Raw genomic sequence first — 25,237 nt, forward strand, 5'->3', positions numbered from 1 at the left:
CGTTACGCCTTTGCCAGCGCTGGCGCGCGGACCACGTGCGCCTCGCGGATCGGCAGGTTGATCAGCGCGGCAGCCGCCGCCAGGGCCATGTCGGCGTACCACATCCAGCTATAGTCACCCGTGTGGACGACGGCCAGCCCGCCCAGCCAGGCGCCGAAGAAGCCACCGATCTGGTGCGACAGCAGGGTCATGCCGAACAGCGTGGCCAGGTAGCGCACGCCGAACAGCTTGCCGACCAGCCCTGCCGTGGGCGGCACCGTGGCCAGCCAGGTAAAGCCGAGCGCGCCGGCAAAAACATAAAAGGTCCACGCCGTCTTGGGCGCCAGCAGATACAGGCCGACGATGGCGACGCGGCTCGCGTAGATCCAGAACAGCAGCGACTTCATCCGATAGCGCGAAGCCAGCATGCCGGCCGACAGGCTGCCAGCGATGTTGAACAGGCCGATCAGCGCGAGCGCCGTGGCCGACACCGTCGTCGGCAAGCCGCACATGGCGACTTCGCCCGGCAAGTGGGTGACGAGAAAGGCAATGTGAAATCCGCAGGTGAAGAAGCCCGCATGCAGGCACAGGTAGCTGCGGTCGCGCAGTGCCTGGCGCAGTTGCTGGCCGAGGGCGATGGGTGGTACCGCTGGTGCTGCCGGTGCTGCCGCCGTCAATGCGGGCGCGACAGCAGCGCGCTTGCGCCGAAGCGGCCAGGCCAGCGGAATGGTGAGCAAGGCGGTGGCGGCCAGCGTCAGCATCGCCACGATCCAACCCGCGCCGGCGATGATCGCGCCCATCAGCGGTGCCAGTGCGAATTGGCCAAACGAACCGCCGGCATTGATGAAGCCGGATGCGAACGCGCGGCGCTCCGGCGGCAGGCGCTGGGCCGTGGCGCCGATCAGGATCGAGAAGCTGCCCGCCCCTGCCCCGGCCGCCGACAGGAAACCCATCGTCAGCAGCAACGCCCACTCGGACCCGACGAACGGCGTGGCGGCCGTGCCAACCGCCAGCATCACGCCCCCCAGAGCAATCACGCGGCCCGGGCCGTACTTGTCGGCCACGGCGCCAAAGACCGGCTGCGCCACGCCCCACATCAGCTGCGCCACCGCCATCACGAAGCTGATGGTGGCCACGCCCAGGCCGGTGGCCGTGTTCAGTGGCGACAGAAACAGGCCGCTCGTCAGGCGCGTCCCCGTCGTGATCATCATAACGGCGCTGGCGACCAGGATCAGTGTCCAGGCCGCGCGCGGCGACAGGTTGGCGGGGGTGTTTGTCATTTGGCAATTATAGAGCCAGCGCCCCTGCCGTGGGCAGCGATCAGTCTCAGCTTAGTCGGCTGGCGCGCGGATCAGCAACGCGGTCGATTGCGCGGCCATGCCTTCTTCGCGCCCGAGGTAGCCGAGCTTCTCGTTGGTCTTGGCCTTGATGTTGACCTGCTGCGGCGAGACACCCAGGTCTTCGGCAATGCGCGAGACCATCAGCGGGATGTGCGGCGCCATCTTCGGTTGCTGGGCGATGATGGTCGCGTCGATATTGCCGATCGTGTAGCCCGATTGCAGCACGCGGTGCCCCACTTCGCGCAGCAGCGTGCGCGAATCGGCGCCGGCGAACATCGGGTCGGTGTCCGGGAAGTGCTTGCCGATGTCGCCCAGCGCGGCAGCGCCCAGCAGCGAATCGATGATCGCGTGCAGCAGCACGTCGGCATCCGAATGGCCTTGCAGGCCCAGGCGGTGCGGGATGGTCACGCCGCCGACGATGAGCTTGCGCCCTTCGACGAGCGCGTGGTTATCATAGCCGGTGCCGATGCGAAACGGTGGAGTGGGATTGTAGGATGCGAGTGCCATGATGGTCGTTTCTTGTCTTGGTCAAATGGAGGCGTCGGCGGCCAGGTACATCTCGGCGATGCGGATGTCCGATGGCAGCGTGACTTTGAGGTTGCGCGGGTGCCCTTCGACCAGCCTGGGGGCCAGGCCGAGGGCTTCCACGGCGCTGGCGTCGTCGGTGATCGCGGCCGGGTCGGTCGCCGCGTCGAGCGCGCGGCACAGCAGCGCGTAGGTAAACATCTGCGGCGTCTGGGCCAGCCACAGGTTGGCGCGGTCGACGGTGGCGATGCCGCCGTCGACCCTGCGCTTGACGGTGTCGACCACTGGCAGGGCCAGCAGCCCGCCGGCCGGATGGTCGCCCGTCTCGGTGATCAGGCGTTCGATCAGGGCCGCGTTCAGGCCGGGACGCGCGGCGTCGTGCACGAGAACGTGATCGGTATCCGCCAGCACGGCGCGCACGGCGTGCAAGCCATTGCGGATCGACTCCATGCGTGTCGCGCCGCCGCAGCGCAAGACCGTGACGCGGCTCGCGCGCTCGCCTGCGTCCGGCAGCACGGTGTCGATGAACGGGTCGTCCGCGCTGACAACGACATACGTGTGCGCAATGAGCGGGCTGGACAGAAAGGCATCGACCGTGTGACGCAGCATGGGCTTGGCGCCGATCGGCAGGTATTGCTTGGGACTGCCGGCAGCCATGCGGGCGCCGACACCGGCGGCCGGAATCAGGGCCACGTGGCGGGTTACGTCGGGTTGTTCGTTCATTGTCATCAACTGCTTTTTGTCATCCACTGCGACGTGCAGGTCTCAGCAAGGACTGTACCTCACCTGCACAAACCTTGCCCAGGCGGGCGTACTCCTGCGGCGTGTCGATCGCGGCCTGCAGCACTTCAACTTTGGCCATCTCGCCTTTAATGTAGGGCATCCAGCTGCGGTCGATTTCGCGCTGCAGCAGCGCCTGCGCCTGGCCAATGGGTGCGTACAGCGGCTTGCCTGCAAAGCGCCCCGCCAGGCGGGCGCGCACGGTGGCCTCTGCCTTCGGCATGAAGGTCTGGTACGTCGTCAGGTGGCGCATTTCATGGGCCAGCACTTCGCGGTAGGCGCACGATGCGGGCGGGAATTCGCGGCTGACATACACGACGATGGGCGCGTAATCGAGACTGACGTCAATGCGCGGCGCCACGCATTCGTAACCCGTTGCCGGGTCCGCCAGCATGCGCCCGCCGACACTGATGCGCACGCGCGCTTCGGTGTGCGTCAGGCCCAGCACCCATGAACCGCGGCGCACGCTGGGCATCAGGCGCGTGAGGTCGTAGAACGAGCGCGTGTTGTCGATCCGGTAGCCCTGCTCACGCGTCGACAGCACCGAGATGCTCTCGCCGATCGTGTCTTCGCAGCGCGCCTGCAGCGGCGTGCGCGTCTGCGCCGATGCCGCCGAAGCCAACAGGGATAGCACTGCTGCAAACAACCAGGGCTGCATCGCGTTCAGGCAGGCGTCCAGTCACCGGCCAGGATCTTCTCGAGCCAGAACGTGCCGATGATCGTCTTGACGTCGGTGATCTCGCCACGGCGCACGAGCTCCAGCAGTTCGGGCAGCGTGACACTGAACAGTTCGAGGAATTCGCCGGCATCGAGCTGTTGCTCGCCGTGCGTCAGGTCTTCGGCCAGGAATATCTCGAGATGCTCATCCGAGTAGGCAATGGCATTGTGGATGGTGCAGACGAAGCGCCATTTGGCCGCCGTGTAGCCGGTCTCCTCGACCAGTTCGCGCTTGGCGCAGTCGAGGTGGTCTTCGCCCGGATCGATCTTACCGGCCGGGAATTCGACGAAGACCTTGCCATTCGGGTAGCGGAACTGGCGTTCCAGCAGTATGCGGCCATCGGGCAACAGCGGGAGAATGACGACGGCGCCGGGGTGGCGGATGAATTCGCGGTGGCTTTCCTTGCCATCCGGCAGACGAATGCGGTCGCGTTCGACCTTCAGGAAGGGACCATCGTAGACGACGCCGCCGTCGAGGCGGGTTTCTTTCAGTTCCGACACTATGTGCTCCTTATCGTTGAGGCTGCGATACGAAGCATCATAAGCGAACCGCCCGATCTCTACCTGCGTGGCTTGTGCAGATACCGCATCACGAAGCCGGGAAACGCCAGCACCAGGAACAGACACCCGGTCACCGCATGAAACTCCCAGGTCTGCAGGGCCACCGACCCGATGCGCGATTCGAGCAGGCGGGCGATAAAGCCCACCACGAAGTACAGCACGATCAGCTCGAGCAGCCGCACCGGGAACGGCTTGGTGCGGCGCTCCCCGGCCGGCTTGCGGCTGGGGAGCGTCACGAGCCCGAACAGGCGCTCGTTGATGAACGGCAGGTTGGCGGCGGCCAGTGCAAGCAGCACCACCAGCCAGGCGGCCAGGTTCAGATCCACGCCTTACTTGGCCAGCGTGGCTTGCATGGCGGTGTAGCAGACGGCCAGCAGGCTGCCTGGAATCACGCCCATTACCACGATCGCCACGCCGTTGAGCGACATGATGATGCGCATGTCCAGCGGAGTCGAAATGGCCGAGGTGTCGACGGCTTCGTCGAACCAGATGGTCTTGACGATGCGCAGGTAGTAGAACGCACCGATCAGCGAGAACATCACGGCGACGACGGCCAGCCACACCATGCCGGCATTGGCCACGGCCTGCAGCACTGCGTACTTGGCGATGAAGCCCACCATCGGCGGCACGCCAGCCAGCGAGAACATCAGGATGGTCATGACAATCGCGAACCATGGGCTGCGCTTGCCGAGACCCTTGAAGTCGCTGATCAGCTCAGCTTCATGGCCGGCCCGGGCCAGCATCATGATCAGACCGAAGGTACCGACCGTCGTGAGCACATAGATGATCGTGTAGTACATACCGGCGCTGTAAGCAGCGGCGGCATCGGTCGTATCGCCACCGATATTGCCCACCACCAGGGCCAGCACGACAAAGCCCATCTGCGCAATGGTCGAGTACGCCAGCATGCGCTTGAGATTGGTCTGCGCGATCGCGGTGATGTTACCGAAGGCCAGCGACAGCACCGCCACGACCATCAGCATCTGCTGCCAGTCGAACGCCATCGATGGCAGCGCTTCGACCAGCAGGCGGATGATGATGGCGAACGTTGCCAGCTTCGGCGCGCCGCCCAGCAGGATCGTGACGGCCGTCGGGGCGCCCTGCACCACGTCCGGCACCCACATGTGGAATGGCACGACGCCGAGCTTGAACGCCAGGCCAGCCACCAGGAACACCAGGCCAAAGACCAGGATCATCGGATCCGCCTGATTGGCGGTCGTGACCTGGCCGATCGTGGTGATGTCCAGCGAACCGGTGGCGCCATAGATCATCGACATGCCGTACAGCAGGAAGCCCGAGGCCAGTGCGCCGAGGACGAAGTACTTCATCGCCGCTTCGGTCGAGATCGCATGATCGCGGCGCAATGCCACCAGGGCGTAGGTCGACAGCGACATCAGTTCCAGGCCCAGGTAGATCGACAGCATGCTGTTACCGGAGATCATGATCATCTGGCCCAGCATCGCGAACAGCGCGAGCACGTAGAACTCGCCGCCCAGATTGCCCGACATCATGTCGCGCTCGCCAATGTACTGGCGCGAATAGACCAGGGTCATGGCCGTGGCTGCGTAGGTGAACAGCTTGAGCAGGTTCGACATCGGGTCGGACACGTACATCCCGTTGAAGGTGAAGACGGTCGTGCCGGCATTGAAATCGACGAAGGAGAACACGGCGCAACCGGCGATTGCCAGCAGCGACAGCGCATACGTCAGGTTGCGCTTGCCGGCCTTCAGATACATGTCGATCAGCAGGATCGCCGAGGTGGCGATCAGGAGGAAGATCTCGGCGTAGACCGGCACCAGATTGGTGTCGACCGCCGATAACAGGGTTGTGTTCATCTCGTTCATGGCGTTTTATTGAGGCACTTTGCTGACTGCGACATGTTGCAGGAGATCGGTGACCGACACCTGCAGGGTCTCGGCGATCGGCGCCGGGTACAGGCCCATGGCCAGGGTGGCGATGGCCAGCACCGACAGGATGGCGAACTCGCGGCCGTTCAGGTCGACCAGCTCGGCGACATGCTTGTTGGCGACCGGGCCGAAGATGACGCGCTTGACCATCCACAGCGAGTAGGCGGCGCCCAGGATCAGCGCGGTGCCTGAAGCAAGACCGGTCCAGAAGTTGAACTCGACCGCGCCCAGGATGACCATGAACTCGCCGATGAAGCCCGACGTCGCCGGCAGGCCGGCATTGGCCATCGAGAACAGCACGGCGAAGGCAGCGAACTTCGGCATGGTATTCACCACACCGCCGTAGGCAGCGATTTCACGCGAGTGCACACGGTCGTACAGCACGCCGATACACAGGAACATCGCGCCCGACACGAAGCCGTGCGAGATTGCCTGCATCAGGCCGCCCTGCACGCCCAGGTCGTTGAACATGAAGAAGCCCAGCGTCACGAAGCCCATGTGAGCAATCGACGAGTACGCCACCAGTTTCTTCATGTCCTTCTGGACCAGCGCAACCAGACCGATGTAGATCACGGCGATCAGCGACAGCACGATGACGACCGGCGCCAGGTACTGGCTTGCGTCCGGGGTGATCGGCAGCGAAAATCGCAGGAAACCGTAGGCGCCCAGCTTCAGCATGATCGCAGCCAGCACGACCGAACCGCCGGTTGGCGCTTCGACGTGGGCATCCGGCAGCCACGTGTGCACTGGCCACATAGGCACCTTGACGGCAAATGCCATGAAGAACGCGCAGAAGATCAGGATCTGCTCTTTCATCGTCAGTGGCAGCAGGTGCCAGTCGAGGATGTTGAACGAGCCCGAGGCGTTGTACAGGTAGATGATCGCAACCAGCGTCAGCAGCGAACCAAAGAACGTGTACAGGAAGAACTTGAATGCTGCATACACGCGATTCGGGCCGCCGAACACGCCGATGATGATGAACATCGGGATCAGCGTCGCTTCGAAGAAGAAGTAGAACAGCAGGCCGTCCAGCGCGCAGAACACGCCGATCATCAGACCCGACAGGATCAGGAACGAACCCATGTACTGGGCGACACGTTCCTGGATCACTTCCCAGGCCGCCAGCACGACGATGATCGTGATGAAGGCGGTCAGCGGCACGAACCACAGCGACAGGCCATCGACACCCAGGCGGTAGAAGATGTTGAAGCGCTCGATCCAGGCCGCTTCTTCAAAGAACTGCATGCCGTGGGCGGCGTTGTCGAAGTTCGTGATCAGGGGAATCGTCGGCAACAGGCTGACGATGGCGCCCACGAGCGAGAGCATGCGTACCATGCCGGCGTTCTTGTCGCGGCCGACGGCCAGGACCAGCACGCCGAACAGGATCGGGAGCCAGATGGCCAGGCTCAGGTACGGTGGAAATGTTGAAATTGTAGACTGCATCATTTTTCGTTATCTCTGCCTGTGATTAACCGCGCCAGAACGGGAAGAAGTACAGCATGGCCGCCAGCACGCCAACGATCATCACGAACGCATAGTGGTAGATGTAACCGGTCTGTGCTTTACGGGTGATGGTCGAGAACCAGCCGACTGCCTTGGCGCTGCCGTTGACGACCAGGCCGTCGATCAGGCCGCGGTCGCCCACTTTCCACAGGCCGCCGCCCAGCAGCAGCGAACCGCCGGCGAAGACTTTCTGGTTGAACGCATCCATGTAGTACTTGTTGTCCAGCAGGGTGTGCAGCGGCTTGAACTTGGCATAGAACCAGGCCGGCACGCGTGGGTTGATCATGTAGCAGTAGTAGGCAGCAACGACGCCAGCCAGTGCCAGCCAGAACGGTGCGGTCTGCAGACCGTGCAGGGCCATCGCGGCAGCGCCGTGGAACATCTCGCCCAGTTCGGCCATGGCCGGGTGGTTCGGGTTCACGGTGATGACGCCATCGAAGAACGTGCCATGCAGCATCGGCTGGATCGTGAAGAAACCGATCAGCATCGACGGGATGGCCAGCAGGACCAGCGGCACCGTCACGACCCAAGGGGACTCGTGCGGCTTCTGGCCCGGGGCCAGGCCGTGGTGGCCATGGTCGTCGTGAGCGTCTTCCTCATGGTGCGAACCGGAATCGTGCAGTGCATGCGGATCCGAATGATCGTTGGCAGCTGCCTTGTGATGCGCGTGATCGTCATGATGATCATGTGCGTGCGCTTTGCCGAAACGCTCTTCGCCGTGGAACACGAGGAAGTACATGCGGAACGAGTAGAACGCCGTGACGAACACGCCGGCCAGCACCGCGAAGTTGGCAAAGCCGGTACCTGGCAGGTTACTTGCGTGCACTGCCTCGATGATCGAATCCTTCGAGTAGAAGCCCGAGAAGAACGGGGTACCGATCAGGGCCAGCGAACCGATCAGCGAAGTGATCCAGGTGATCGGCATGTACTTGCGCAGGCCGCCCATGTTGCGCATGTCCTGGTCGTGGTGCATGCCCATGATGACCGAGCCGGCGCCAAGGAACAGCAGCGCCTTGAAGAACGCGTGCGTCATCAGGTGGAATGCGGCGACCGAGTAGGCCGACACGCCCAGTGCAACGGTCATGTAGCCCAGCTGCGACAGCGTCGAGTAAGCGACCACGCGCTTGATATCGTTCTGGATGATGCCCAGGAAACCCATGAACAGCGCGGTGATCGAACCGATGACGATGATGAACGACAACGCGCCGTCGGACAGCTCGAACAGCGGCGACATGCGTGACACCATGAAGATACCGGCGGTAACCATCGTCGCGGCGTGGATCAGTGCCGAGATCGGGGTCGGGCCTTCCATCGAGTCAGGCAGCCAAACGTGCAGCGGGAACTGCGCCGACTTGCCCATCGCGCCGATGAACAGGCAGATACAGGCGGCGGTCAAGAGCGGCCAGTCGGTGCCCGGCACGGTCATCAGGGCCAGCTGGTCGGCCTGCGCGAACACTTCGGCATAGTTCATCGTGCCGGCAGCGGCCAGGATCAGGCCGATACCGAGGATGAAGCCGAAGTCGCCGACGCGGTTGACCAGGAACGCTTTCATGTTGGCGAAGATCGCCGTTGGCCGCGTGTACCAGAAGCCGATCAGCAGGTACGAAACCAGGCCCACTGCTTCCCAGCCGAAGAACAGCTGCAGGAAGTTGTTGGACATGACCAGCATCAGCATGGCGAACGTGAACAGCGAGATGTACGAGAAGAAGCGGTTGTAGCCGTCATCCTCGGCCATGTAGCCGATCGTGTAGATGTGCACCATCAACGACACCGACGTGACGACGCACATCATCATCGCGGTCAGGGTGTCGATCTGGAAGCCGACGGCCAGCTTGAGCGTGCCGACAGTCATCCAGGTGTACAGATCCTGGTTGAGCGTGAAGCCGTCGAGCGCGGCCATCAGGGTCATGACCGAAATGACCAGCGCGATCGCCACGCCGAGGATGGTCGCGGTATGCGACACCTTGCGGCCGACGACATTGCCCAGGAACTTGGTACCCAGCAGACCGGCAATTGCCGAGCCTGCGAGCGGTGCCAGTGGCACTGCCAGTAAGAGTGAGGTTGAAATTTGCCCCGCCATGTTGAACCTTATTCGTTATAAGTTATCGAGCGAGACCGATCAGCCCTTGAGGCTGTCGAGGTCTTCCACGTTGATCGTGTCCAGATTGCGGAACAGGACCACCAGGATCGCCAGGCCAATTGCACTTTCGGCGGCCGCGACGGTCAAAATGAAGAACACGAAGATCTGCCCCGCCGCGTCGCCCAGGTAGTGGGAAAACGCGATGAAGTTCAGGTTCACCGCCAGCAGCATCAATTCGATGGCCATCAGCAAGATGATGATGTTCTTCCGGTTCAGGAAGATACCGACCACCGAGATCGCGAACAGGATCGCGCCCAGGATCAGATAGTGTGCAAGGGAGACGGTCATTTGCTTTCCTTCGGTTCGGCGGCAGCTGGCGCTGCAGCAGCAGCGGCTGCAGCGGCCTTGGCCACGTTCGCGGCATCGATGGCCGGCTGGTTCACGGTCGCGACCTTGATGATCTTCAGGCGGTCGTTGCGTTTCACACGCACGGCGTCGGCCGGATCGATGGCCTTGCTGTCCTTGCGGCGGCGCAGCGTCAGGGCCACGGCGGCGATGATCGCCACCAGCAGCACCACGGCAGCAATTTCAAAGCCGTAGATGTAGCGGGTGTAGATCTGCAGGCCCAGTTCCTTGGTGCCGCCGATGTTCAGGGCAGCTGCTTCCGGCGTTTGCTGGAAGTTGCTGTAGCCGTGCCACAGCACCGCGCCCATCTCGAGCACGATCAGGGCGCCGACGCCGGCTGCCAGCGGCAGGAAGCCCCAGAAACCTTCGCGCATGCGGTCGATATTAATATCGAGCATCATGACGACGAACAGGAACAGCACCATGACGGCGCCGACATAGACCAGCACCAGCACGATGGCGAGGAATTCGGCCTTCAGCAGCAGCCAGATACCGGCGGCGTTGAAGAAGGCCAGCACCAGGAACAGCGCGGCGTGAACCGGGTTCTTGGCGGTGATGACGCGCAGGCCTGCCAGCACCATCACGGCCGCAAACACGTAGAACAAAATATCAGTAAATGTCATGACTAACCCAGGAGCCTCTTGTAATTAACACTTAGCGGAACTTGGCGTCCGCCTCGCGGGCAGCGGCAATCTCGGTTTCGTAGCGGTCACCCACGGCCAGCAGCATCTCTTTGGTGTAATAGAGGTCGCCGCGTTTTTCACCGTGGTATTCGAGCACGTGCGTTTCGACGATCGAATCCACCGGGCACGATTCTTCGCAGAAGCCGCAGAAGATGCACTTGGTCAGGTCGATGTCGTAGCGCGAGGTGCGGCGGGTGCCGTCTTCGCGCTGGGTCGACTCGATCGTGATCGCCATGGCCGGGCAGACTGCTTCGCACAGTTTGCAGGCGATGCAGCGCTCTTCCCCGTTGGGGTAGCGACGCAGCGCATGCAGACCGCGGAAGCGGTTCGACATCGGGGTCTTTTCTTCCGGGTACTGGACCGTGATCGAGCGCGACAGAGCGTAGCGGCCGGTCAGGGCCAGGCCCTTGATCAACTCGGTCAGCATCAGGCTGCCGAGGATTTCTTTCATACGTGACATGTGCGTCCCCTTACTTCCAAATATTCCACGACGTCTGCATCCAGGCGGCGATGAACACCAGCCAGACCAGCGTGATCGGAATGAACACTTTCCAGCCCAGACGCATGATCTGGTCGTAACGGTAACGTGGGAACGTACCGCGCACCCAGATGAAGAACGTGACCAGGCAGAACGTTTTCAGGAACAGCCAGAAGAAGCCGATGAAGCCGCCCAGGGTGCCGCCCACTTCGAGGAAGCTGAATGGTGCCGACCAGCCGCCGAGGAAGAACAGCGAAGCCAGGCAGGCGATCAGGATCATGTTGCCGTACTCGGCCAGCATGAACATCGCGTACGACATGCCCGAGTACTCGACCATGTGACCGGCAACGATCTCGGATTCACCTTCGATCACGTCAAACGGGTGACGACCGCACTCGGCCAGGCCCGAAATCAGGTAGATGATGAACAGCGGGAACAGCGGCAGCCAGTTCCACGACAGGAAGTTGACACCCCAGCCGGCGAAGGTGCCCATCTGCTGACCGGCGACGATGTCCGACAGGTTCAGGCTGCCCGTCACCATCAGCACGACCACCAGCACGAAGCCCATCGGGATTTCGTACGAGATCATCTGGGCCGATGCGCGCATGGCGCCCATGAACGAGTACTTCGAATTCGACGCCCAGCCGGCGATGATGATGCCGTAGACCTCGACCGAGGTGATGGCCATCAAGAGCAGCACGCCGGCGTTCACGTTGGCCAGCGCAAACTGCGGGCCGAACGGAATGACCGACCAGGCAGCCAGCGCCGGCATGATCGTCATGACCGGACCGATCACGAACAGGCTCTTGCTGGCCTTGGCCGGGATCACGATCTCTTTGATCAGGAGCTTTAAGCCGTCGGCCATTGGCTGCAGCAGGCCGCCAGGACCGACGCGGTTCGGGCCGACGCGGATCTGGATCCAGCCGATGAACTTGCGTTCCCACAGCGTGGCGTAGGCGATCGCGATCATCAACGGTGCCAGCACCGCGATGATCTTGATCAGGGTCCAGGCGATCGGCCAGACCGGGCCGAGCAGGTCTGCACCGCCGGCGTTGAATGAATCAATGTAACCGGGCGCGGCCATTACTTGCTCTCCCCTGCTTTTGCAACTTGGATGGAACCGAACATGGCGCCCAGGCCTGCCACGGCCGGATGGCCGGCGGCGACACGCACTGCGTTCGATGGCAGCGTGGCGTCGACATCGGCCACCAGCACGGCCGAACCGGCGCCTTGCGTGACGGTGACGCTGTCGCCGGCCTTGACGCCGATCGATTCAGCCACCGCTTTCGACAGCGTCACCAGCGGCGCATTCGCGTCGGCGGTGCGCTGCAGCGGTTCGGCGCGGCGTGCCAGCGCATCGGTGAAGTACACCGGCACGTCGGTCACGCGCTCGAGCTGGCCCGCCGGCGCATAGGCGCCAACGGTCGGTGCCAGCGTGGCTTTGTTGTTCAGCTTGCCCGACAGATCGGTGACGCCCTTGCCGAACAGCTCATCGCGGATCGATTCGGACGTGTCGTAGTCGAAGCCTTGCAGGCCCAAGAGGTTGCCCAGCACGCGCAGCACTTTCCAGGCTGGACGGGTGTCGCCCAGCGGACGCACGGTGCCGTTGAAGCTTTGTGCGCGGCCTTCGCAATTGACGAACGTGCCCGAGGTTTCCGAGAACGGCGCGATTGGCAGCAGCACGTCGGCGTAGTCCAGGCCATGCTTGAAGGCCGACATGACGACGACCATCTCGGCAGCAGCCAGCGCAGCCGTGGCTTGCTGCGGGTTGGCGGCATCCAGTTGCGGTTCGGCGTTCAGCAGCACGTAGGCTTTTTTCGGCGTCGCGAACGGTGCTTCGTTCTTGCCCGACGTGGCGCCCACCAGGTGGCCGCCGACCGTGTTGGCCGACTCGACCAGATAACCGAACGAGCAACCGGTCTGCTCGGCGATCCACTGCGCAGCAGCGTGGATTTTCGACGCTTGCGGATGTTGCGCAGCAGCGTTACCCAGCAGGATCGCGCCTGGCAGTTCAACGTCGCCGACGACGACCAGCGAGGCGGCAATCGCTTTGGCGATGTCCGATGCTTCGATCTGCTCGAAACCGGCCGGCGCCGCGATGCCCTTGTCGGCAGCGATGGCGACGACGATTTCCGACAGCGCGACGAGCCAGTCGCTCGGTGCGGCGATCAGCTTGTGCGCGACTTTCATCAAGAGCTCGTCATCTGCGCCGGCAACCAGCGACAGGCGCAGGCCCGACTTGGTGGCGGCGCGCAGGCGGGTCGCGGCCAGCGGATGATCCTTGCGCAGGAACGAGCCGATGACCAGTGCGCGCTTGAGCGTGCTCAGCTGGGCGATCGGCATGCCGAGCCATGGCGTGACCTGGCCGTCGAGCGAGAAGTCGCTCTGGCGCAGGCGGAACTCGACGTTGTCGGAGCCCATGCCACGCATGGCCTTGTTCAGCAGGTGCAGTTCTTCGACGGTCGAGTGCGCAGTGGCGACGGCGGCGATCGCATCGGCGCCGTGTTCGTGACGGATATTGCGCAGGCCGTGGGCGACGTACTCGAGGGCAGTCTGCCACTCGGCTTCCTGCCACATGCCGCCCTGCTTGATCATTGGCTTCGTCAGGCGGTCGGTGTTGTTCAGCGCTTCGTACGAGAAACGCTCTTTGTCCGACAGCCAGCATTCGTTGACCGCTTCGTTTTCGAGCGGCAGCACGCGCATGACACGGCCACCCTTGACCTGGACGATCAGGTTCGCGCCCAGCGAATCGTGCGGCGAGACCGACTTGCGGCGCTGCAGTTCCCATGGACGTGCCGAATAACGGAATGGCTTGCTGGTGAGCGCGCCGACCGGGCACAGGTCGATCATGTTGCCCGAGACTTCCGAGTCGACGGTCTTGCCGACGAACGTCGTGATTTCGGAATGCTCGCCGCGGCCCAGCATGCCGAATTCCATGACGCCGGCCACTTCCTGGCCGAAACGCACGCAACGGGTGCACTGGATGCAACGCGCCATCTCTTCCATTGAGATCAGCGGGCCCGCTTCTTTCGGGGCCACCACGCGCTTTTCTTCTTCGTAGCGCGAACCGCTCTTGCCGTAGCCCACGGCCAGATCCTGCAACTGGCATTCGCCGCCCTGATCGCAGATCGGGCAGTCGAGCGGGTGGTTAATGAGCAAAAATTCCATCACCGACTTCTGGGCCTGCACGGCCTTGTCGCTGTGGCTGCGCACGATCATGCCCGGCGAAACCGGAGTCGCGCACGCTGGCAAAGGCTTCGGCGCCTTTTCCACTTCGACGAGGCACATGCGGCAGTTCGCAGCGATCGACAATTTCTTGTGATAGCAGAAGTGCGGAATGTACGTTCCGAGCTTGTTTGCGGCGTCCATCACCATCGAACCCGGTGGGACTTCAACTTTCTTGCCGTCTAATTCAATTTCAACCATGGGATCGTTACCTGACCTGGTTTAAAGGTATGAGGGCACGAGGCAGTGCTTGTGCTCAATGTGATATTCAAATTCTTCGCGGAAGTGCTTGATCATGGCCTGCACTGGCATCGCGGCCGCATCGCCGAGCGCGCAAATCGTGCGGCCCTTGATGTTGTCAGCGATGTTGTTCAGGAGATCCATGTCGTCCGGTCGGCCCTGGCCATGCTCGATGCGGTGAACCATGCGGTACATCCAGCCCGTGCCTTCACGGCATGGCGTGCACTGGCCGCACGATTCTTCGTAATAGAAGTACGACAGGCGCAGCAGCGACTTGACCATGCAGCGCGTCTCGTCCATGACGATCACGGCGCCCGAACCCAGCATCGAGCCGGCCTTGGCGATCGAATCGTAGTCGAGATCGGTTTGCATCATCTGCTCGCCCGGCACCACTGGCGCCGACGAACCGCCTGGAATCACGGCCTTGATCTTCTTGCCACCGCGCATGCCACCGGCCAGTTCCATCAGGGTCGCAAATGGCGTACCCAGCGGAACTTCGTAGTTGCCTGGCCGCTCGACGTCGCCCGAGATCGAGAAGATCTTGGTGCCGCCGTTGTTCGGCTTGCCCAGCGCCATGTAGTTCTCGGCGCCGATGTTCAGGATGAACGGGACCGCAGCGAAGGTCTCGGTGTTGTTGATCGTCGTCGGCTTGCCGTACAGGCCGAACGAGGCCGGAAACGGCGGCTTGAAGCGCGGCTGGCCCTTCTTGCCTTCGAGCGACTCGAGCAGCGCGGTTTCTTCGCCGCAGATGTAGGCGCCGTAACCGTGGTGCGCGTGCAACTGGAACGAGAACGTGCTGCCCAGGATGTTGTCACCCAAAAAGCCGGCGGCGCGCGCTTCTTCCAGCGCTTCTTCAAAGCGCAGGTAGTCTTCGAAGATTTCGCCGTGGATGTAGTTGTAGCCCACGGTAATGCCCATCGCGTAGGCGCCGATGGCCATGCCTTCGATCAGCGCATGCGGGTTGTAGCGAATGATATCGCGGTCCTTGAACGTGCCCGGCTCGCCTTCGTCAGTATTGCAGACGAGGTATTTCTGGCCTGGGAACTGGCGCGGCATGAAGCTCCACTTCAGGCCGGTCGGGAAACCGGCGCCGCCACGGCCGCGCAGGCCCGATGCCTTCATGTCGGCGATGATCTGCTCGGGCGTGATTTTTTCTTCGATGATGCGGCGCAGCGCCGAGTAGCCGCCACGGTTGACGTAGTCGGACAGGTGCCAGTTGGTGCCATTCAGATCCTTCAGGATCAGCGGCTTGATGTGACGATCGTGCAGGCTGGTCATTTGTTCAGTTCCTCAAGCAGGGCGTCGATCTTGGCATCGCTCATGAACGAACACATGCGGTGATTGTTCACCAGCATGACGGGTGCGTCGCCGCAGGCGCCCATGCACTCGCCTTCCATCAGCGTGAACTTGCCGTCCGCCGTGGTGTCACGGAAGTCGATGTTCAGGGCGTCCTTGATGCGCTGGGCCGCGCGTTCGCCGCCCGACAATGCGCATGGCAGGTTGGTGCACACGGTGATCTTGTGCTGGCCAACCGGTTTGACGTTGAACATATTGTAGAAAGTCGCCACCTCTTGCACGGCAATCGCCGGCATCTCGATGTAGTCGGCGATTTCCTGCATCGTCTCTGGCGACAGCCAGCCCAGTTCGACCTGGGCGTGGGCGAGCGAGGCCATCACGGCCGACTGGCGTTGATCGGCTGGGTACTTGGCCAGCTCCCGATCGATTTTTTGATAGCACTGCGGGGATAACATATTCTTCTCTGCCTTTCGGACTAGCGATCAATACTGCCGAACACGATGTCTTGCGTACCGATGATGGCGACGGCATCAGCGATCATGTGTCCGCGTGCCATTTCGTCGAGGCTCTGCAGGTGGACATAGTCCGGCGTGCGGATTTTCAGGCGGTATGGCTTGTTGGCGCCGTCGGAGACGATATAGATGCCGAATTCGCCCTTCGGATGCTCGACCGCAGCGTACGCCTCGCCCTCTGGGACGTGGAAGCCTTCGGTGAACAGCTTGAAGTGGTGAATCAGCGATTCCATATTGGACTTCATGTCCATCCGGTTCGGCGGCGCAATCTTGTTATTGTCAATCATGACCGGGCCCGGATTCGCGCGCAGCCAGGTGATGCATTGCTTGATGATGCGGTTCGACTGGCGCATCTCTTCCACGCGCACCAGGTAGCGGTCGTACGAGTCGCCGTTGGTGCCCACAGGGATGTCGAATTCGACCTTGTCGTACGCTGCATACGGCTGCGTCTTGCGCAGGTCCCAGGCGATGCCCGAACCACGCAGCATGGCGCCGGTGAAGCCCATGGCTTTCGCGTCTTCCGGCGTCACGACACCGATGCCGACCGTACGCTGCTTCCAGATACGGTTATCGGTCAGCAGGGTTTCGTATTCGTCGACATAGCCATCGAAGCGCTTCGTGAACGCGTCGAGGAAGTCGAGCACGGAGCCCTGGCGGTGTTCGTTCAGTGCGTCGATCGCCTTGGCGCTGCGGATGGGCGAAGCCTTGTGCTGTGGCATCGTGTCCGGCAGGTCGCGGTACACGCCGCCCGGGCGGTAGTAGGCCGCGTGCATGCGCGCGCCGGATACCGCTTCGTAGACGTCGAACAGGTCTTCGCGGTCGCGGAAGCAGTACAGGAACGGGCCCATGGCGCCGATGTCCAGCGCGTGTGCGCCGAGCCACATCAGGTGGTTCAGGATGCGGGTGACTTCGTCGAACATCGTGCGGATGTACTGGGCGCGGATCGGCGCCTGGATGCCGAGCAGCTTTTCGATGGCCAGCACGTAGCCGTGTTCGTTGCACATCATCGACACGTAGTCGAGACGGTCCATGTACGGCACCGATTGCAGGTAGGTGCGGGTTTCGGCCAGCTTCTCGGTGCCGCGGTGCAGCAGGCCGATGTGCGGGTCGGCGCGCTGGATCACCTCGCCGTCGAGCTCGAGCACGAGGCGCAGCACGCCGTGCGCTGCCGGGTGCTGCGGACCAAAGTTCAGGGTGTAGTTCTTAAGCTCAGCCATTATTTCGTCCCGTAAGTCTCTTCGCGAATCACGCGGGGAATGTTCTCGCGCGGTTCGATCGTGACGGGTTGATAGATCACGCGTTTCTGCTCGGGGTCGTAGCGCATCTCGACATAGCCCGAGATCGGGAAGTCCTTGCGGAACGGGTGGCCGATGAAACCGTAGTCGGTCAGGATGCGGCGCAGGTCGCCGTGGCCGTCGAACAGGATGCCGAACAGGTCGAACGCTTCGCGCTCGAACCAGTTGGCGGCGCGCCAGATCGGCGTGATCGATTCGACCAGCGGCATGTCGTCGTCCGGGCAGAACACCCGCACGCGCACGCGCCAGTTGTGGGTCAGCGACAGCAGGTGCACGACGACCGCAAAGCGCGGTCCTTCGTAGGTGCCTTCGCCATATTCCGAATAGTCGACGCCGCACAGGTCGATCATCTGCTCGAACGCCAGCGCAGGGGTATCGCGAAGGGCCGTCATCGAGCGGATGTAGTCGGCGGCCTTGACCACCACCGTGACTTCACCCAGCGCCGCCGAGATCGCGGCGCCCTCGCCCAATGCAGTCTGCAGGGCGAGTTGAAGGGTTTCGAGTTTTGTCGTCATGGAGTACGCCGTCCGTTTTTAGCGCGCGATGGTATTGGTGCGCTTGATCTTGTTCTGGAGCTGCATGATGCCGTACAGCAGAGCTTCGGCGGTCGGTGGACAGCCTGGCACGTAGACATCGACCGGGACGATGCGATCGCAGCCACGGACGACCGAATACGAATAGTGGTAGTAGCCGCCACCGTTGGCACAGGAGCCCATCGAGATGACCCAGCGCGGCTCGGCCATCTGGTCGTAGACCTTGCGCAGCGCCGGCGCCATCTTGTTGCACAGCGTGCCGGCAACGATCATGACGTCGGACTGGCGTGGCGACGGACGGAACACGATACCGAAGCGGTCCATGTCGTAGCGGGCCGCGCCCACGTGCATCATCTCGACCGCGCAGCAGGCCAGACCGAACGTCATCGGGAACATCGACCCGGTACGTGCCCAGTTGACCAGCTTGTCGGCTGTGGTGGTGATGAAACCTTCGTTTAGTACGCCTTCAATAGCCATGGCTTATTCCCAATCAAGGGCACCTTTCTTCCAGATGTACCAGAAGCCCACGACGAATTCGGCGATGAACACCATCATCGTGATGAAACCGGTGAACCCCAGTTCGCGCATCGAGACGCCCCATGGGAAGAAGAATGCCGTTTCAAGATCAAACAAAATAAACAGGATCGCGACCAGGTAGTACCGGACGTCGAACTTCATGCGCGCGTCTTCGAAGGCTTCGAAGCCGCATTCATACGGGGACAGTTTGGCATCGTCGGGTTTGTGCGGCCCGAGCAGGCGACCAAGCACCTGAGGGGCGACACCGACACCGATGCCAACCAGGATAAAGAGAAGAACGGGGAGATAACTTTCGAGGTTCACGATGAAGCCTTCTGAACGATCGGTTAATGGAACGCTGCAGAGATGCAGCACCGAATCGTGCGAACCTGGCTTCGAGCCTGCCGCCAGGATCGTACGACAGATCCTCGTAAAAAAGCCAGCTCAGGCATGAGGTAAAAACTCGTGCGCCCTTGCTGGCTTTCTTTCTAAATTTTGGTGCCGACGGCGAGACTCGAACTCGCACAGCTTGCGCCACTACCCCCTCAAGATAGCGTGTCTACCAATTTCACCACGTCGGCTGGAGAACAGTATTTTACCCTGCTTTAGCACTATCTTTCAATGCTCAAATTGCGCAATCACAAAGATATTTGCCATTTAATTGAATCATATCGCCGAACAATCTATTGGACGCTCTTTTACTGACATGAGCATGACAAAGTTCGTTGCGACAACAGCGTCAATATTTCAAGGCTGCACAGACCGGTTGTTCAACCCTGTCACGCGCCGCAGTATTCTACGCCTAAAAACGACAATGCGCCCGATAAAAAGGCGCATTGTTTTGGAACAGCATTGGCGCACGTGGCGCCGGGACTGCGTGGCTTACCTGGTCGCTGGCGCCGGGGTCGGTGGAGCGGCCGGAACACCCGCTGCCGGGGCTGCAGGGACGGCACTGCCGGCTGGCAGCGTCGGCACATCGGCTGGCGCGGTCTGCACTGGCGCCGTGACCGGAATGCCGGCTGCTGGCGCCTGGGCACGGCCCATCACGCCGGCGTTGTCGCTGCCGGTGCGGTTGTTGCCGATGTAGGCCAGCGTCAGCGTGGTGCCGAAGAACACGGCGGCAGCCACTGCCGTTGCCTTGGACAGGAAGTTCGACGAACCGGATGCACCGAACAGGCTGCCCGACGCGCCGGAACCGAAGGCCGCACCCATATCAGCGCCCTTGCCGTGCTGCATCAGGACCAGGCCAATAATGGACAGGGCCGAGATAACCTGCACGACGATAATAAGATTAGACCAGATCATTGCAATTCCATTCCAAGGTTTAACAGCGTTTCAAATTTTTTGTAATTCCAAAATCTTCGCAAAACTAAATGCGCAAGATTAAGTCTTTAAGCAGCACGCAGAATGGCGAGGAAGTCGTCGGCTTTCAGTGCCGCCCCGCCGATCAGGCCGCCATCGATATCCGGTTGCGCCAGCAGCTCGCGTGCATTCTCCGGCTTCATGCTGCCGCCGTAAAGGATTTGTACGGTTTCTGCGGCATCAACGTTGCACTTGCGCACTAACGCGCGCATGTCGGCGTGCACTTGCTGCGCCATCTCGGGCGTGGCCGTCTTGCCGGTACCGATTGCCCACACCGGCTCGTAGGCCAGCACCAGGCGCGACACATCTTCGAAGCCCACCAGTTCCAGCACCGCGTGCAGCTGGCCACCGACAACGTCGTTGGTCTCGCCCGCTTCGCGCTGCTCGAGTGTTTCGCCGATGCACACGATCGGGGTCAGGCCGGCGTCCAGCGCCGCTTTTGCCTTGCGCGCGACCAGCTCGTTCGACTCACCGTGGTAACCGCGGCGCTCGGAGTGGCCGACGATGACGTAACGGCAACCAAAATCGTGCAGCATCGAGACACATACTTCGCCAGTGAAGGCGCCGCACGGCTCGGTCGCGACATCCTGCGCGCCCCAGGCCACGCTGCTACCGGCCAACAACTGCTCGCACTGGAACAGATACGGCGCGGGGACGCACACCGCGCACGTTGCCTGAATATCCGGGCTCAGACCCGCGAGAATGCCTTGCAGCAGCTCGGCATTGACTGCCCGGCTGCCGTTCATCTTCCAGTTACCTACTACGAGTGTGGGACGCATACTACCCCATGTCAAATAACCCGCTATTCTAGCGGTCGATATTGTGGCGGTCAAACGATGGCTGGGAGTGCCAATCTGCCTGATACCGCCCGTGGATGCGCCGCGCAGGGCTTGTGGGCCCCACCGGCGCGCCTGTTGTTTTTATGGTCAGTCAGCCAGTACCTGCAGGACGATCTTGCCCACGTGGGCGCTCGATTCCATCATCGTGTGCGCTGCCGCGGCTTCTTCGAGCGGGAACACGTGGTGGATCACCGGCTTGATCTTTTTCTGCGCAAACAGCGGCCAGACCTGCTCGCGCAACTGGCGCGCAATCGCCGCCTTGAACGCGACCGGACGTGGACGCAGCGTTGAACCGGTAATCGTCAGGCGGCGGCGCAGCACGTGGTTCATGTCCAGGTTGGCTTGCGGCCCGCCCAGCAGCGCGATGACGACCAGGCGGCCATCGTCGGCCAGGCACTCGATCTCGCGTGCCACGTAGTCGCCGGCGACCATATCCAGAATCACATCGACACCACGGCCGTCCGTGAGTTCCTTGACCACGGCGACGAAATCTTCGTCGCGGTAGTTGATGCCCCGCTCGGCGCCCAGCGCTTCGACGGCGCGGCATTTGTCGTCGCTGCCGGCCGTGATGAACACGCGGTGACCCAGTGCGCTGGCGACCTGGGTGGCGGTCACGCCGATACCCGAGCTGCCGCCCTGCACCAGCAGGCTCTCGCCTTCGCTCAGGCGGGCACGGTCAAAGACATTGCTCCAGACCGTGAAATAGGTTTCCGGCAAGGTGGCCGCTTCCAGCGGGGTCAACCCTTCTGGTACCGGCAGGCATTGCTCGAGTGGCGCGGCGCAGTATTCGGCGTAACCGCCGCCCTGCACCAGTGCGCAGACGAGGTCGCCTTTGGAAAAACCACTGTCACCAAGGTCGCCATCGACGATCTCGCCGGCCACTTCGAGGCCTGGCAGATCGGAAGCACCCGGTGGCACAGGGTATTTGCCCAGACGCTGGAACACGTCGGGGCGGTTGATCCCGGCAGCATGGACCTTGATCAGGACTTCGCCGGTTTTCAGGACCGGCAATGGCCGTTCACACAGTTGCAAGACGTCGGGTTCCCCCGGCTTGGTGATCTCGATGGCGCGCATGGAAAGCTCCCGCATTAGCAAAACCGCAATTGTACGGGAGTCGGCGGCGGCTTGCCGACGCCCCCGGCGATCGTGCGCGCCGCCCGTGACGGTGCCAGTGAACGCGCCCGCAGGCTACGAATACGTCGTGACCGTCACGCCCTGCTCGACCGCATCGAGTGCCTGGCGTGCCATGGTCCGGATGCCGTCGTAGCTGCGCGCAGCGGCGATGAAGCGGCCCGTGTGGCAGAACACGGCGTCCGGCACGCCCGTCACGGCCGCCAGATCCGCTTCGCGCAGGCCAGCCCAGGTTTCGGGCAGGTCGGCGCGCGCATCGAAGCTTTCCGTGTCGACCGACACCGTGTGCAGGATGTAGCGGTTCTCGGTCAGGCTGTGGCTGATGACGAACAGGATCTTCGGCATTTCCTTGCGCACGATGCTGCTCCACGGCAGCGCGGCGTTCTTGAGGAACAGTAGCTTGCCGCCCTCGAGCACCTCGGCCTGGCGCACTTGCGTCACGGCCAGCATGGCGCCCACGCGGTAGCGCACGGCATTGCCCATGATGTCGGTGAGAAACTCCACGGCGCGCATGAACTGGCCCATGCGATACACGTCCACTGCTTCGCCGTAACCCAGGCGCTGCTCGTCGAGCCAGCCCGGATTAAAGCCCGAGACCACGGCCGACAGGCCATAGCTGCCCGGCGCGTTCTTGGCCACGCCGACATCCGACAAATCGAGGTACTGCACGATATCGACGTCGATGGCGTACGCGATCTGCTGGGCCGTATCGTCGGACAAGGTCTCGCCCGTGTGGCGCAGCGCCAGCGCAGCAACGCAGCGCGCGCCGTGGTCGCGCCAGACAAGGCCGGCACTCGCATACGGCACGCCGGACGGCCGGGTGGCATTGAATTCCTTCTGGTGGTGGTCGAACCGGCCGGTGGCCGGGTCCCAGACCCCGCCAACGTCGATCGCGAAGTCGGCGGCATCGATCCGGGCCTGCTCGCGGGTGCGAATCACGTCGGCATCGGGGAACAACACCTTCAGGACGGCGACGGCCCACGCATCGTCTGCGTGGAATTTGCCGCCGTGAGTGGCAATCAACATACAAGCTCCAAATTGCCGCAACGCCGCGAATGCATCGGGCGCGCGAATGAGTCAAAGCCGAAGCCTACCATGCGGGGACGCATCTCAGCCTGTCTCAGCGTGCTCTGCCGGCTGCGCCGCGGCCCGCAACGGTAGCCCCGCGAACACCCAGCGCCTGCGCCAGCTTCTTGTGGCGGTGCGCGAAGAACAGCTTGACGAGGTAGCGCACGACGGGCGTGGCCAGACGTGGCGTGAACGCCAGATGGTCGGTGACCTGCGCGCCGCGACCGTCGGCTGAGGGCGTGATCACACGTTCATGGCGCCACGAGCGCATCGACAACAGGTCGGATTCCTCGACAAAGCGGTGGCCCGGCACCATCTCGGTAAAGCGCAGCTTGGACATATCGATCGGAAACAGACCAAACAGCAAGAACTGGCAGCGGCCCAGGACCGTGTTGAGCGCCGTATCGGGACCGATGTGCGTCATTGCCTTGGGAAAGACGACCTTGAGCAGTGGGCGCATTTCGGTGCGCACGCCTTCGAGCGACGTCGACCAGGCCCAGGCTTCGCCAGTCGAGACCGGCACATCGGTCGTCATCGTCAGTGTTACCTTGGCCATCGGGGACTCCTTGACAGTGTGTTCGCACCATCATGGCCCGCCCTGCCCCCGGGCTCGGTTCGCCAACCCGCATAACGGGACGATTGCCAGGCGATTGCGCCGGCCACACTGGCGCGTTACGTGTCGCCGCCCGTCCTCGACGTCACCGGCAGCGGCGTGCCCGGCTTCCAGGTGCGCGACAGTGCCTGCGCTTCTTCGATCTGCTCCTGCGTCATGCGTTTGGCAATGGCAGCGCGCTGGTCGACGGCGTTGCGGTTGCCGCCGGCCGCGGCCAGGTTATACAGCATGTAGGCCAGCACGACATCCTGCGGCACCCCGGCCACGTGGTAGCGGTACATCAGCCCGAGGGCATTCTGCGCCTCGGCATGGCCCTGCTCGGCGGCCTTCCGGAACCAGGTCACGGCGTGCTTCTGGTCCTGCGGCACCGAGTTCCCCGTGTAATACATGGCCCCGACCACGTACTGCGCGTCGGCCTTGCCCTGCAGCGCCGCCTTCTGGTGCCAGGCAAATGCCTGCTTGTAGTCGCGCGGCACGCCCCGCCCCATGTAGTACATGAGTCCCAACAGATGCTGCGCTTCGGCGTGGCCGGCCTTGGCCAGCGGCGTGACTTCTTTCAAAGCGAGCGCATAGTTGCGGGCATTGTAGGCACTGGCGCCTTCGGGGAAACCGGCCTGGGCGCTGCCCTGCAGACCGAACTGCAGGCACAGCGCCAGGAGAACTGCAAAGAATGGTGTCTTCATGGTTCGCACACAGAATCCAGGTCGTTGCCGGTGCCGCCGGGGTGTCCCCGGCCAGCGTGGTTGTCGCGTGTCCGTCATTTCCAGTTGACCTTGCCCAGCCCGTCGAGCGCCACCTTGCGGTTGACTGGCTTGCCCAGTACCGTCACCGATCCCATGCCCGACAGCGACACGTTGATGCTCTGGCGCACATTGACGGTGGCATTGCCCAGCCCCGACAGATCGAGCGCCACCGAGTCGACGCTGCAGCCCTGCGCATCGAGCCCGCCCAGGCCGCCCAGCTCGGCCTTCAGGCGCTTGCTGCGTCCGGTCAGGGTCACGAAGCCGGCGCCGCCCAGGTTCAGGTCGATGCCCTCGCTGTCGATGCCGTTGATCTTGAGGTTGCCCACGCCGCCCAGGTTGGCGGTAATGAAACGATAATTCGATGATGATACCGACATTGACCCGGCGCCATCGAGATTGATGTCCAGTGACTGGCCGGCAAAGCCGCTGACCGTGGTGGCGCCGATACTTTCGGACGATACGGCGCGCAGGTTCGGCAGCACGAGTTCGGCCTGGATGCCCGACGAACGGCCGAAGTTGAAGCCCCCGCGGCGGCCTTCGGTTTCGATATTGAGCGTGTCGCCGCGCTGCGTGGTCGTGGTGCGCGACAGCAGGCGCGCGTCGCCCGTCAGCACCAGCGTGGCCGTCGCGCCCTGGCGGATGACCAGATCCCCGACCCCTTCGAGCGTCACGCGCACGACTTGCGCATCGACCGGCCGCGTTTCACTGGCCGTGTCCGGCGCGGCGCGCACGATGCCCGCCGTGGCGCCCAACAAGGCGGCCACGGCGCCCAGCTTGAAAAGGTGATTCATCGAGGTTCTCCAGTATGTTGCGGCCCGGGCCAATGCCGGGACTTGTCATGATGAAACTATAGCCCGAAAGTCAAGCGCCGCCGCACCCCATGCGATGAACTGCAAAAAACGGCGC

27 protein-coding genes and 1 tRNA gene are annotated in these 25,237 nt (G+C 62.7%); all 28 read right to left on the reverse strand.

The features are described 5' to 3' along the window. Nucleotides 1-2: 2 nt before the first annotated feature. The 28 genes from NX775_RS04395 to NX775_RS04530 all read right to left on the reverse strand — a co-directional run bounded on the left by NX775_RS04395 (nucleotide 3) and on the right by NX775_RS04530 (nucleotide 25,122). Nucleotides 3-1,259 (reverse strand): MFS transporter, encoded by a 1,257-nt coding sequence (locus NX775_RS04395; RefSeq protein ID WP_258834880.1) that lies wholly within the window; start codon nucleotides 1,257-1,259, stop codon nucleotides 3-5. Nucleotides 1,260-1,310: 51 nt separating this feature from the next. Further along, on the reverse strand, nucleotides 1,311-1,826 hold the full coding sequence (gene ispF, locus NX775_RS04400) for a 2-C-methyl-D-erythritol 2,4-cyclodiphosphate synthase (protein ID WP_258834881.1): 516 nt from the start codon (nucleotides 1,824-1,826) through the stop codon (nucleotides 1,311-1,313). 21 nt (nucleotides 1,827-1,847) lie between these two features. Further along, nucleotides 1,848-2,567, reverse strand: a complete 720-nt coding sequence (ispD, locus tag NX775_RS04405; protein ID WP_258834882.1) for a 2-C-methyl-D-erythritol 4-phosphate cytidylyltransferase — start codon at nucleotides 2,565-2,567, stop codon at nucleotides 1,848-1,850. Nucleotides 2,568-2,586: 19 nt separating this feature from the next. Then, nucleotides 2,587-3,258 (reverse strand): hypothetical protein, encoded by a 672-nt coding sequence (locus NX775_RS04410; RefSeq protein WP_258834883.1) that lies wholly within the window; start codon nucleotides 3,256-3,258, stop codon nucleotides 2,587-2,589. 29 nt (nucleotides 3,259-3,287) lie between these two features. Further along, the gene (locus NX775_RS04415; protein ID WP_258835111.1) at nucleotides 3,288-3,845 is read right to left on the reverse strand and encodes an NUDIX domain-containing protein; all 558 of its coding nucleotides are present in this window, start codon (nucleotides 3,843-3,845) and stop codon (nucleotides 3,288-3,290) included. A 56-nt stretch (nucleotides 3,846-3,901) separates the two neighbouring features. Beyond that, the gene (locus NX775_RS04420) at nucleotides 3,902-4,228 is read right to left on the reverse strand and encodes a DUF2818 family protein (RefSeq protein ID WP_258834884.1); all 327 of its coding nucleotides are present in this window, start codon (nucleotides 4,226-4,228) and stop codon (nucleotides 3,902-3,904) included. A gap of 3 nt (nucleotides 4,229-4,231) precedes the next feature. After that, entirely contained in the window at nucleotides 4,232-5,737 is a 1,506-nt protein-coding gene (gene nuoN / locus NX775_RS04425) for an NADH-quinone oxidoreductase subunit NuoN (RefSeq protein ID WP_258834885.1), read from the reverse strand. 15 nt (nucleotides 5,738-5,752) lie between these two features. Further along, nucleotides 5,753-7,255 carry an NADH-quinone oxidoreductase subunit M gene (locus NX775_RS04430; protein ID WP_258834886.1) on the reverse strand — a complete coding sequence of 501 codons (1,503 nt, stop codon included), beginning with the start codon at nucleotides 7,253-7,255 and terminating at the stop codon, nucleotides 5,753-5,755. Between the two features lie 22 nt (nucleotides 7,256-7,277). Then, complete coding sequence (gene nuoL / locus NX775_RS04435; RefSeq protein WP_258834887.1) at nucleotides 7,278-9,392, reverse strand: NADH-quinone oxidoreductase subunit L; 2,115 nt, start codon at nucleotides 9,390-9,392, stop codon at nucleotides 7,278-7,280. Nucleotides 9,393-9,431: 39 nt separating this feature from the next. Continuing rightward, nucleotides 9,432-9,740, reverse strand: coding sequence for an NADH-quinone oxidoreductase subunit NuoK (nuoK, locus tag NX775_RS04440; protein ID WP_183557698.1), 309 nt, complete (start codon nucleotides 9,738-9,740; stop codon nucleotides 9,432-9,434). Further along, nucleotides 9,737-10,420, reverse strand: a complete 684-nt coding sequence (locus tag NX775_RS04445; RefSeq protein ID WP_258834888.1) for an NADH-quinone oxidoreductase subunit J — start codon at nucleotides 10,418-10,420, stop codon at nucleotides 9,737-9,739. The genes nuoK and NX775_RS04445 overlap by 4 nt, the downstream gene beginning before the upstream one ends. Before the next feature lie 31 nt (nucleotides 10,421-10,451). Further along, a complete protein-coding gene (gene nuoI / locus NX775_RS04450; protein WP_183557692.1) occupies nucleotides 10,452-10,940 on the reverse strand; it encodes an NADH-quinone oxidoreductase subunit NuoI in 489 nt (162 codons plus the stop codon). Nucleotides 10,941-10,950: 10 nt separating this feature from the next. Further along, nucleotides 10,951-12,042: an NADH-quinone oxidoreductase subunit NuoH gene (gene nuoH / locus NX775_RS04455; protein ID WP_183557689.1), complete on the reverse strand. Its 1,092-nt coding sequence runs from the start codon at nucleotides 12,040-12,042 to the stop codon at nucleotides 10,951-10,953. Then, nucleotides 12,042-14,384 carry an NADH-quinone oxidoreductase subunit NuoG gene (gene nuoG, locus NX775_RS04460; protein ID WP_258834889.1) on the reverse strand — a complete coding sequence of 781 codons (2,343 nt, stop codon included), beginning with the start codon at nucleotides 14,382-14,384 and terminating at the stop codon, nucleotides 12,042-12,044. The genes nuoH and nuoG overlap by 1 nt, the downstream gene beginning before the upstream one ends. 21 nt (nucleotides 14,385-14,405) lie before the next feature. Further along, complete coding sequence (gene nuoF / locus NX775_RS04465; RefSeq protein WP_258834890.1) at nucleotides 14,406-15,701, reverse strand: NADH-quinone oxidoreductase subunit NuoF; 1,296 nt, start codon at nucleotides 15,699-15,701, stop codon at nucleotides 14,406-14,408. Continuing rightward, on the reverse strand, nucleotides 15,698-16,174 hold the full coding sequence (gene nuoE / locus NX775_RS04470; protein WP_258834891.1) for an NADH-quinone oxidoreductase subunit NuoE: 477 nt from the start codon (nucleotides 16,172-16,174) through the stop codon (nucleotides 15,698-15,700). Before nuoE ends, nuoF begins: the two co-directional genes overlap by 4 nt. 20 nt (nucleotides 16,175-16,194) lie before the next feature. Next, nucleotides 16,195-17,448: an NADH-quinone oxidoreductase subunit D gene (locus tag NX775_RS04475; RefSeq protein WP_183557677.1), complete on the reverse strand. Its 1,254-nt coding sequence runs from the start codon at nucleotides 17,446-17,448 to the stop codon at nucleotides 16,195-16,197. Beyond that, a complete protein-coding gene (locus NX775_RS04480) occupies nucleotides 17,448-18,041 on the reverse strand; it encodes an NADH-quinone oxidoreductase subunit C (RefSeq protein ID WP_258834892.1) in 594 nt (197 codons plus the stop codon). The genes NX775_RS04475 and NX775_RS04480 overlap by 1 nt, the downstream gene beginning before the upstream one ends. A gap of 18 nt (nucleotides 18,042-18,059) precedes the next feature. After that, nucleotides 18,060-18,536 (reverse strand): NuoB/complex I 20 kDa subunit family protein, encoded by a 477-nt coding sequence (locus tag NX775_RS04485; RefSeq protein ID WP_147933132.1) that lies wholly within the window; start codon nucleotides 18,534-18,536, stop codon nucleotides 18,060-18,062. Nucleotides 18,537-18,539: 3 nt separating this feature from the next. After that, complete coding sequence (locus NX775_RS04490) at nucleotides 18,540-18,899, reverse strand: NADH-quinone oxidoreductase subunit A (RefSeq protein ID WP_183557670.1); 360 nt, start codon at nucleotides 18,897-18,899, stop codon at nucleotides 18,540-18,542. Between the two features lie 172 nt (nucleotides 18,900-19,071). After that, nucleotides 19,072-19,156: transfer RNA gene (locus NX775_RS04495), tRNA-Leu, on the reverse strand. Between the two features lie 301 nt (nucleotides 19,157-19,457). Then, on the reverse strand, nucleotides 19,458-19,880 hold the full coding sequence (gene secG, locus NX775_RS04500) for a preprotein translocase subunit SecG (RefSeq protein WP_258834893.1): 423 nt from the start codon (nucleotides 19,878-19,880) through the stop codon (nucleotides 19,458-19,460). An 86-nt stretch (nucleotides 19,881-19,966) separates the two neighbouring features. Next, entirely contained in the window at nucleotides 19,967-20,716 is a 750-nt protein-coding gene (tpiA, locus tag NX775_RS04505) for a triose-phosphate isomerase (protein ID WP_258834894.1), read from the reverse strand. A gap of 147 nt (nucleotides 20,717-20,863) precedes the next feature. Further along, nucleotides 20,864-21,850: an NAD(P)H-quinone oxidoreductase gene (locus NX775_RS04510; RefSeq protein WP_258834895.1), complete on the reverse strand. Its 987-nt coding sequence runs from the start codon at nucleotides 21,848-21,850 to the stop codon at nucleotides 20,864-20,866. A gap of 114 nt (nucleotides 21,851-21,964) precedes the next feature. Further along, nucleotides 21,965-22,933, reverse strand: coding sequence for an MYG1 family protein (locus tag NX775_RS04515; RefSeq protein WP_183557657.1), 969 nt, complete (start codon nucleotides 22,931-22,933; stop codon nucleotides 21,965-21,967). Between the two features lie 94 nt (nucleotides 22,934-23,027). After that, on the reverse strand, nucleotides 23,028-23,531 hold the full coding sequence (locus NX775_RS04520) for an Rv1443c family protein (protein ID WP_258834896.1): 504 nt from the start codon (nucleotides 23,529-23,531) through the stop codon (nucleotides 23,028-23,030). Between the two features lie 116 nt (nucleotides 23,532-23,647). Beyond that, nucleotides 23,648-24,271, reverse strand: coding sequence for a tetratricopeptide repeat protein (locus NX775_RS04525; protein ID WP_258834897.1), 624 nt, complete (start codon nucleotides 24,269-24,271; stop codon nucleotides 23,648-23,650). A gap of 74 nt (nucleotides 24,272-24,345) precedes the next feature. Further along, nucleotides 24,346-25,122 carry a GIN domain-containing protein gene (locus NX775_RS04530; protein ID WP_258834898.1) on the reverse strand — a complete coding sequence of 259 codons (777 nt, stop codon included), beginning with the start codon at nucleotides 25,120-25,122 and terminating at the stop codon, nucleotides 24,346-24,348. Nucleotides 25,123-25,237: the final 115 nt, after the last annotated feature.

The sequence above is a fragment of the Massilia aurea genome (genome assembly GCF_024753205.1).
Lineage (GTDB): Bacteria > Pseudomonadota > Gammaproteobacteria > Burkholderiales > Burkholderiaceae_D > Telluria > Telluria aurea.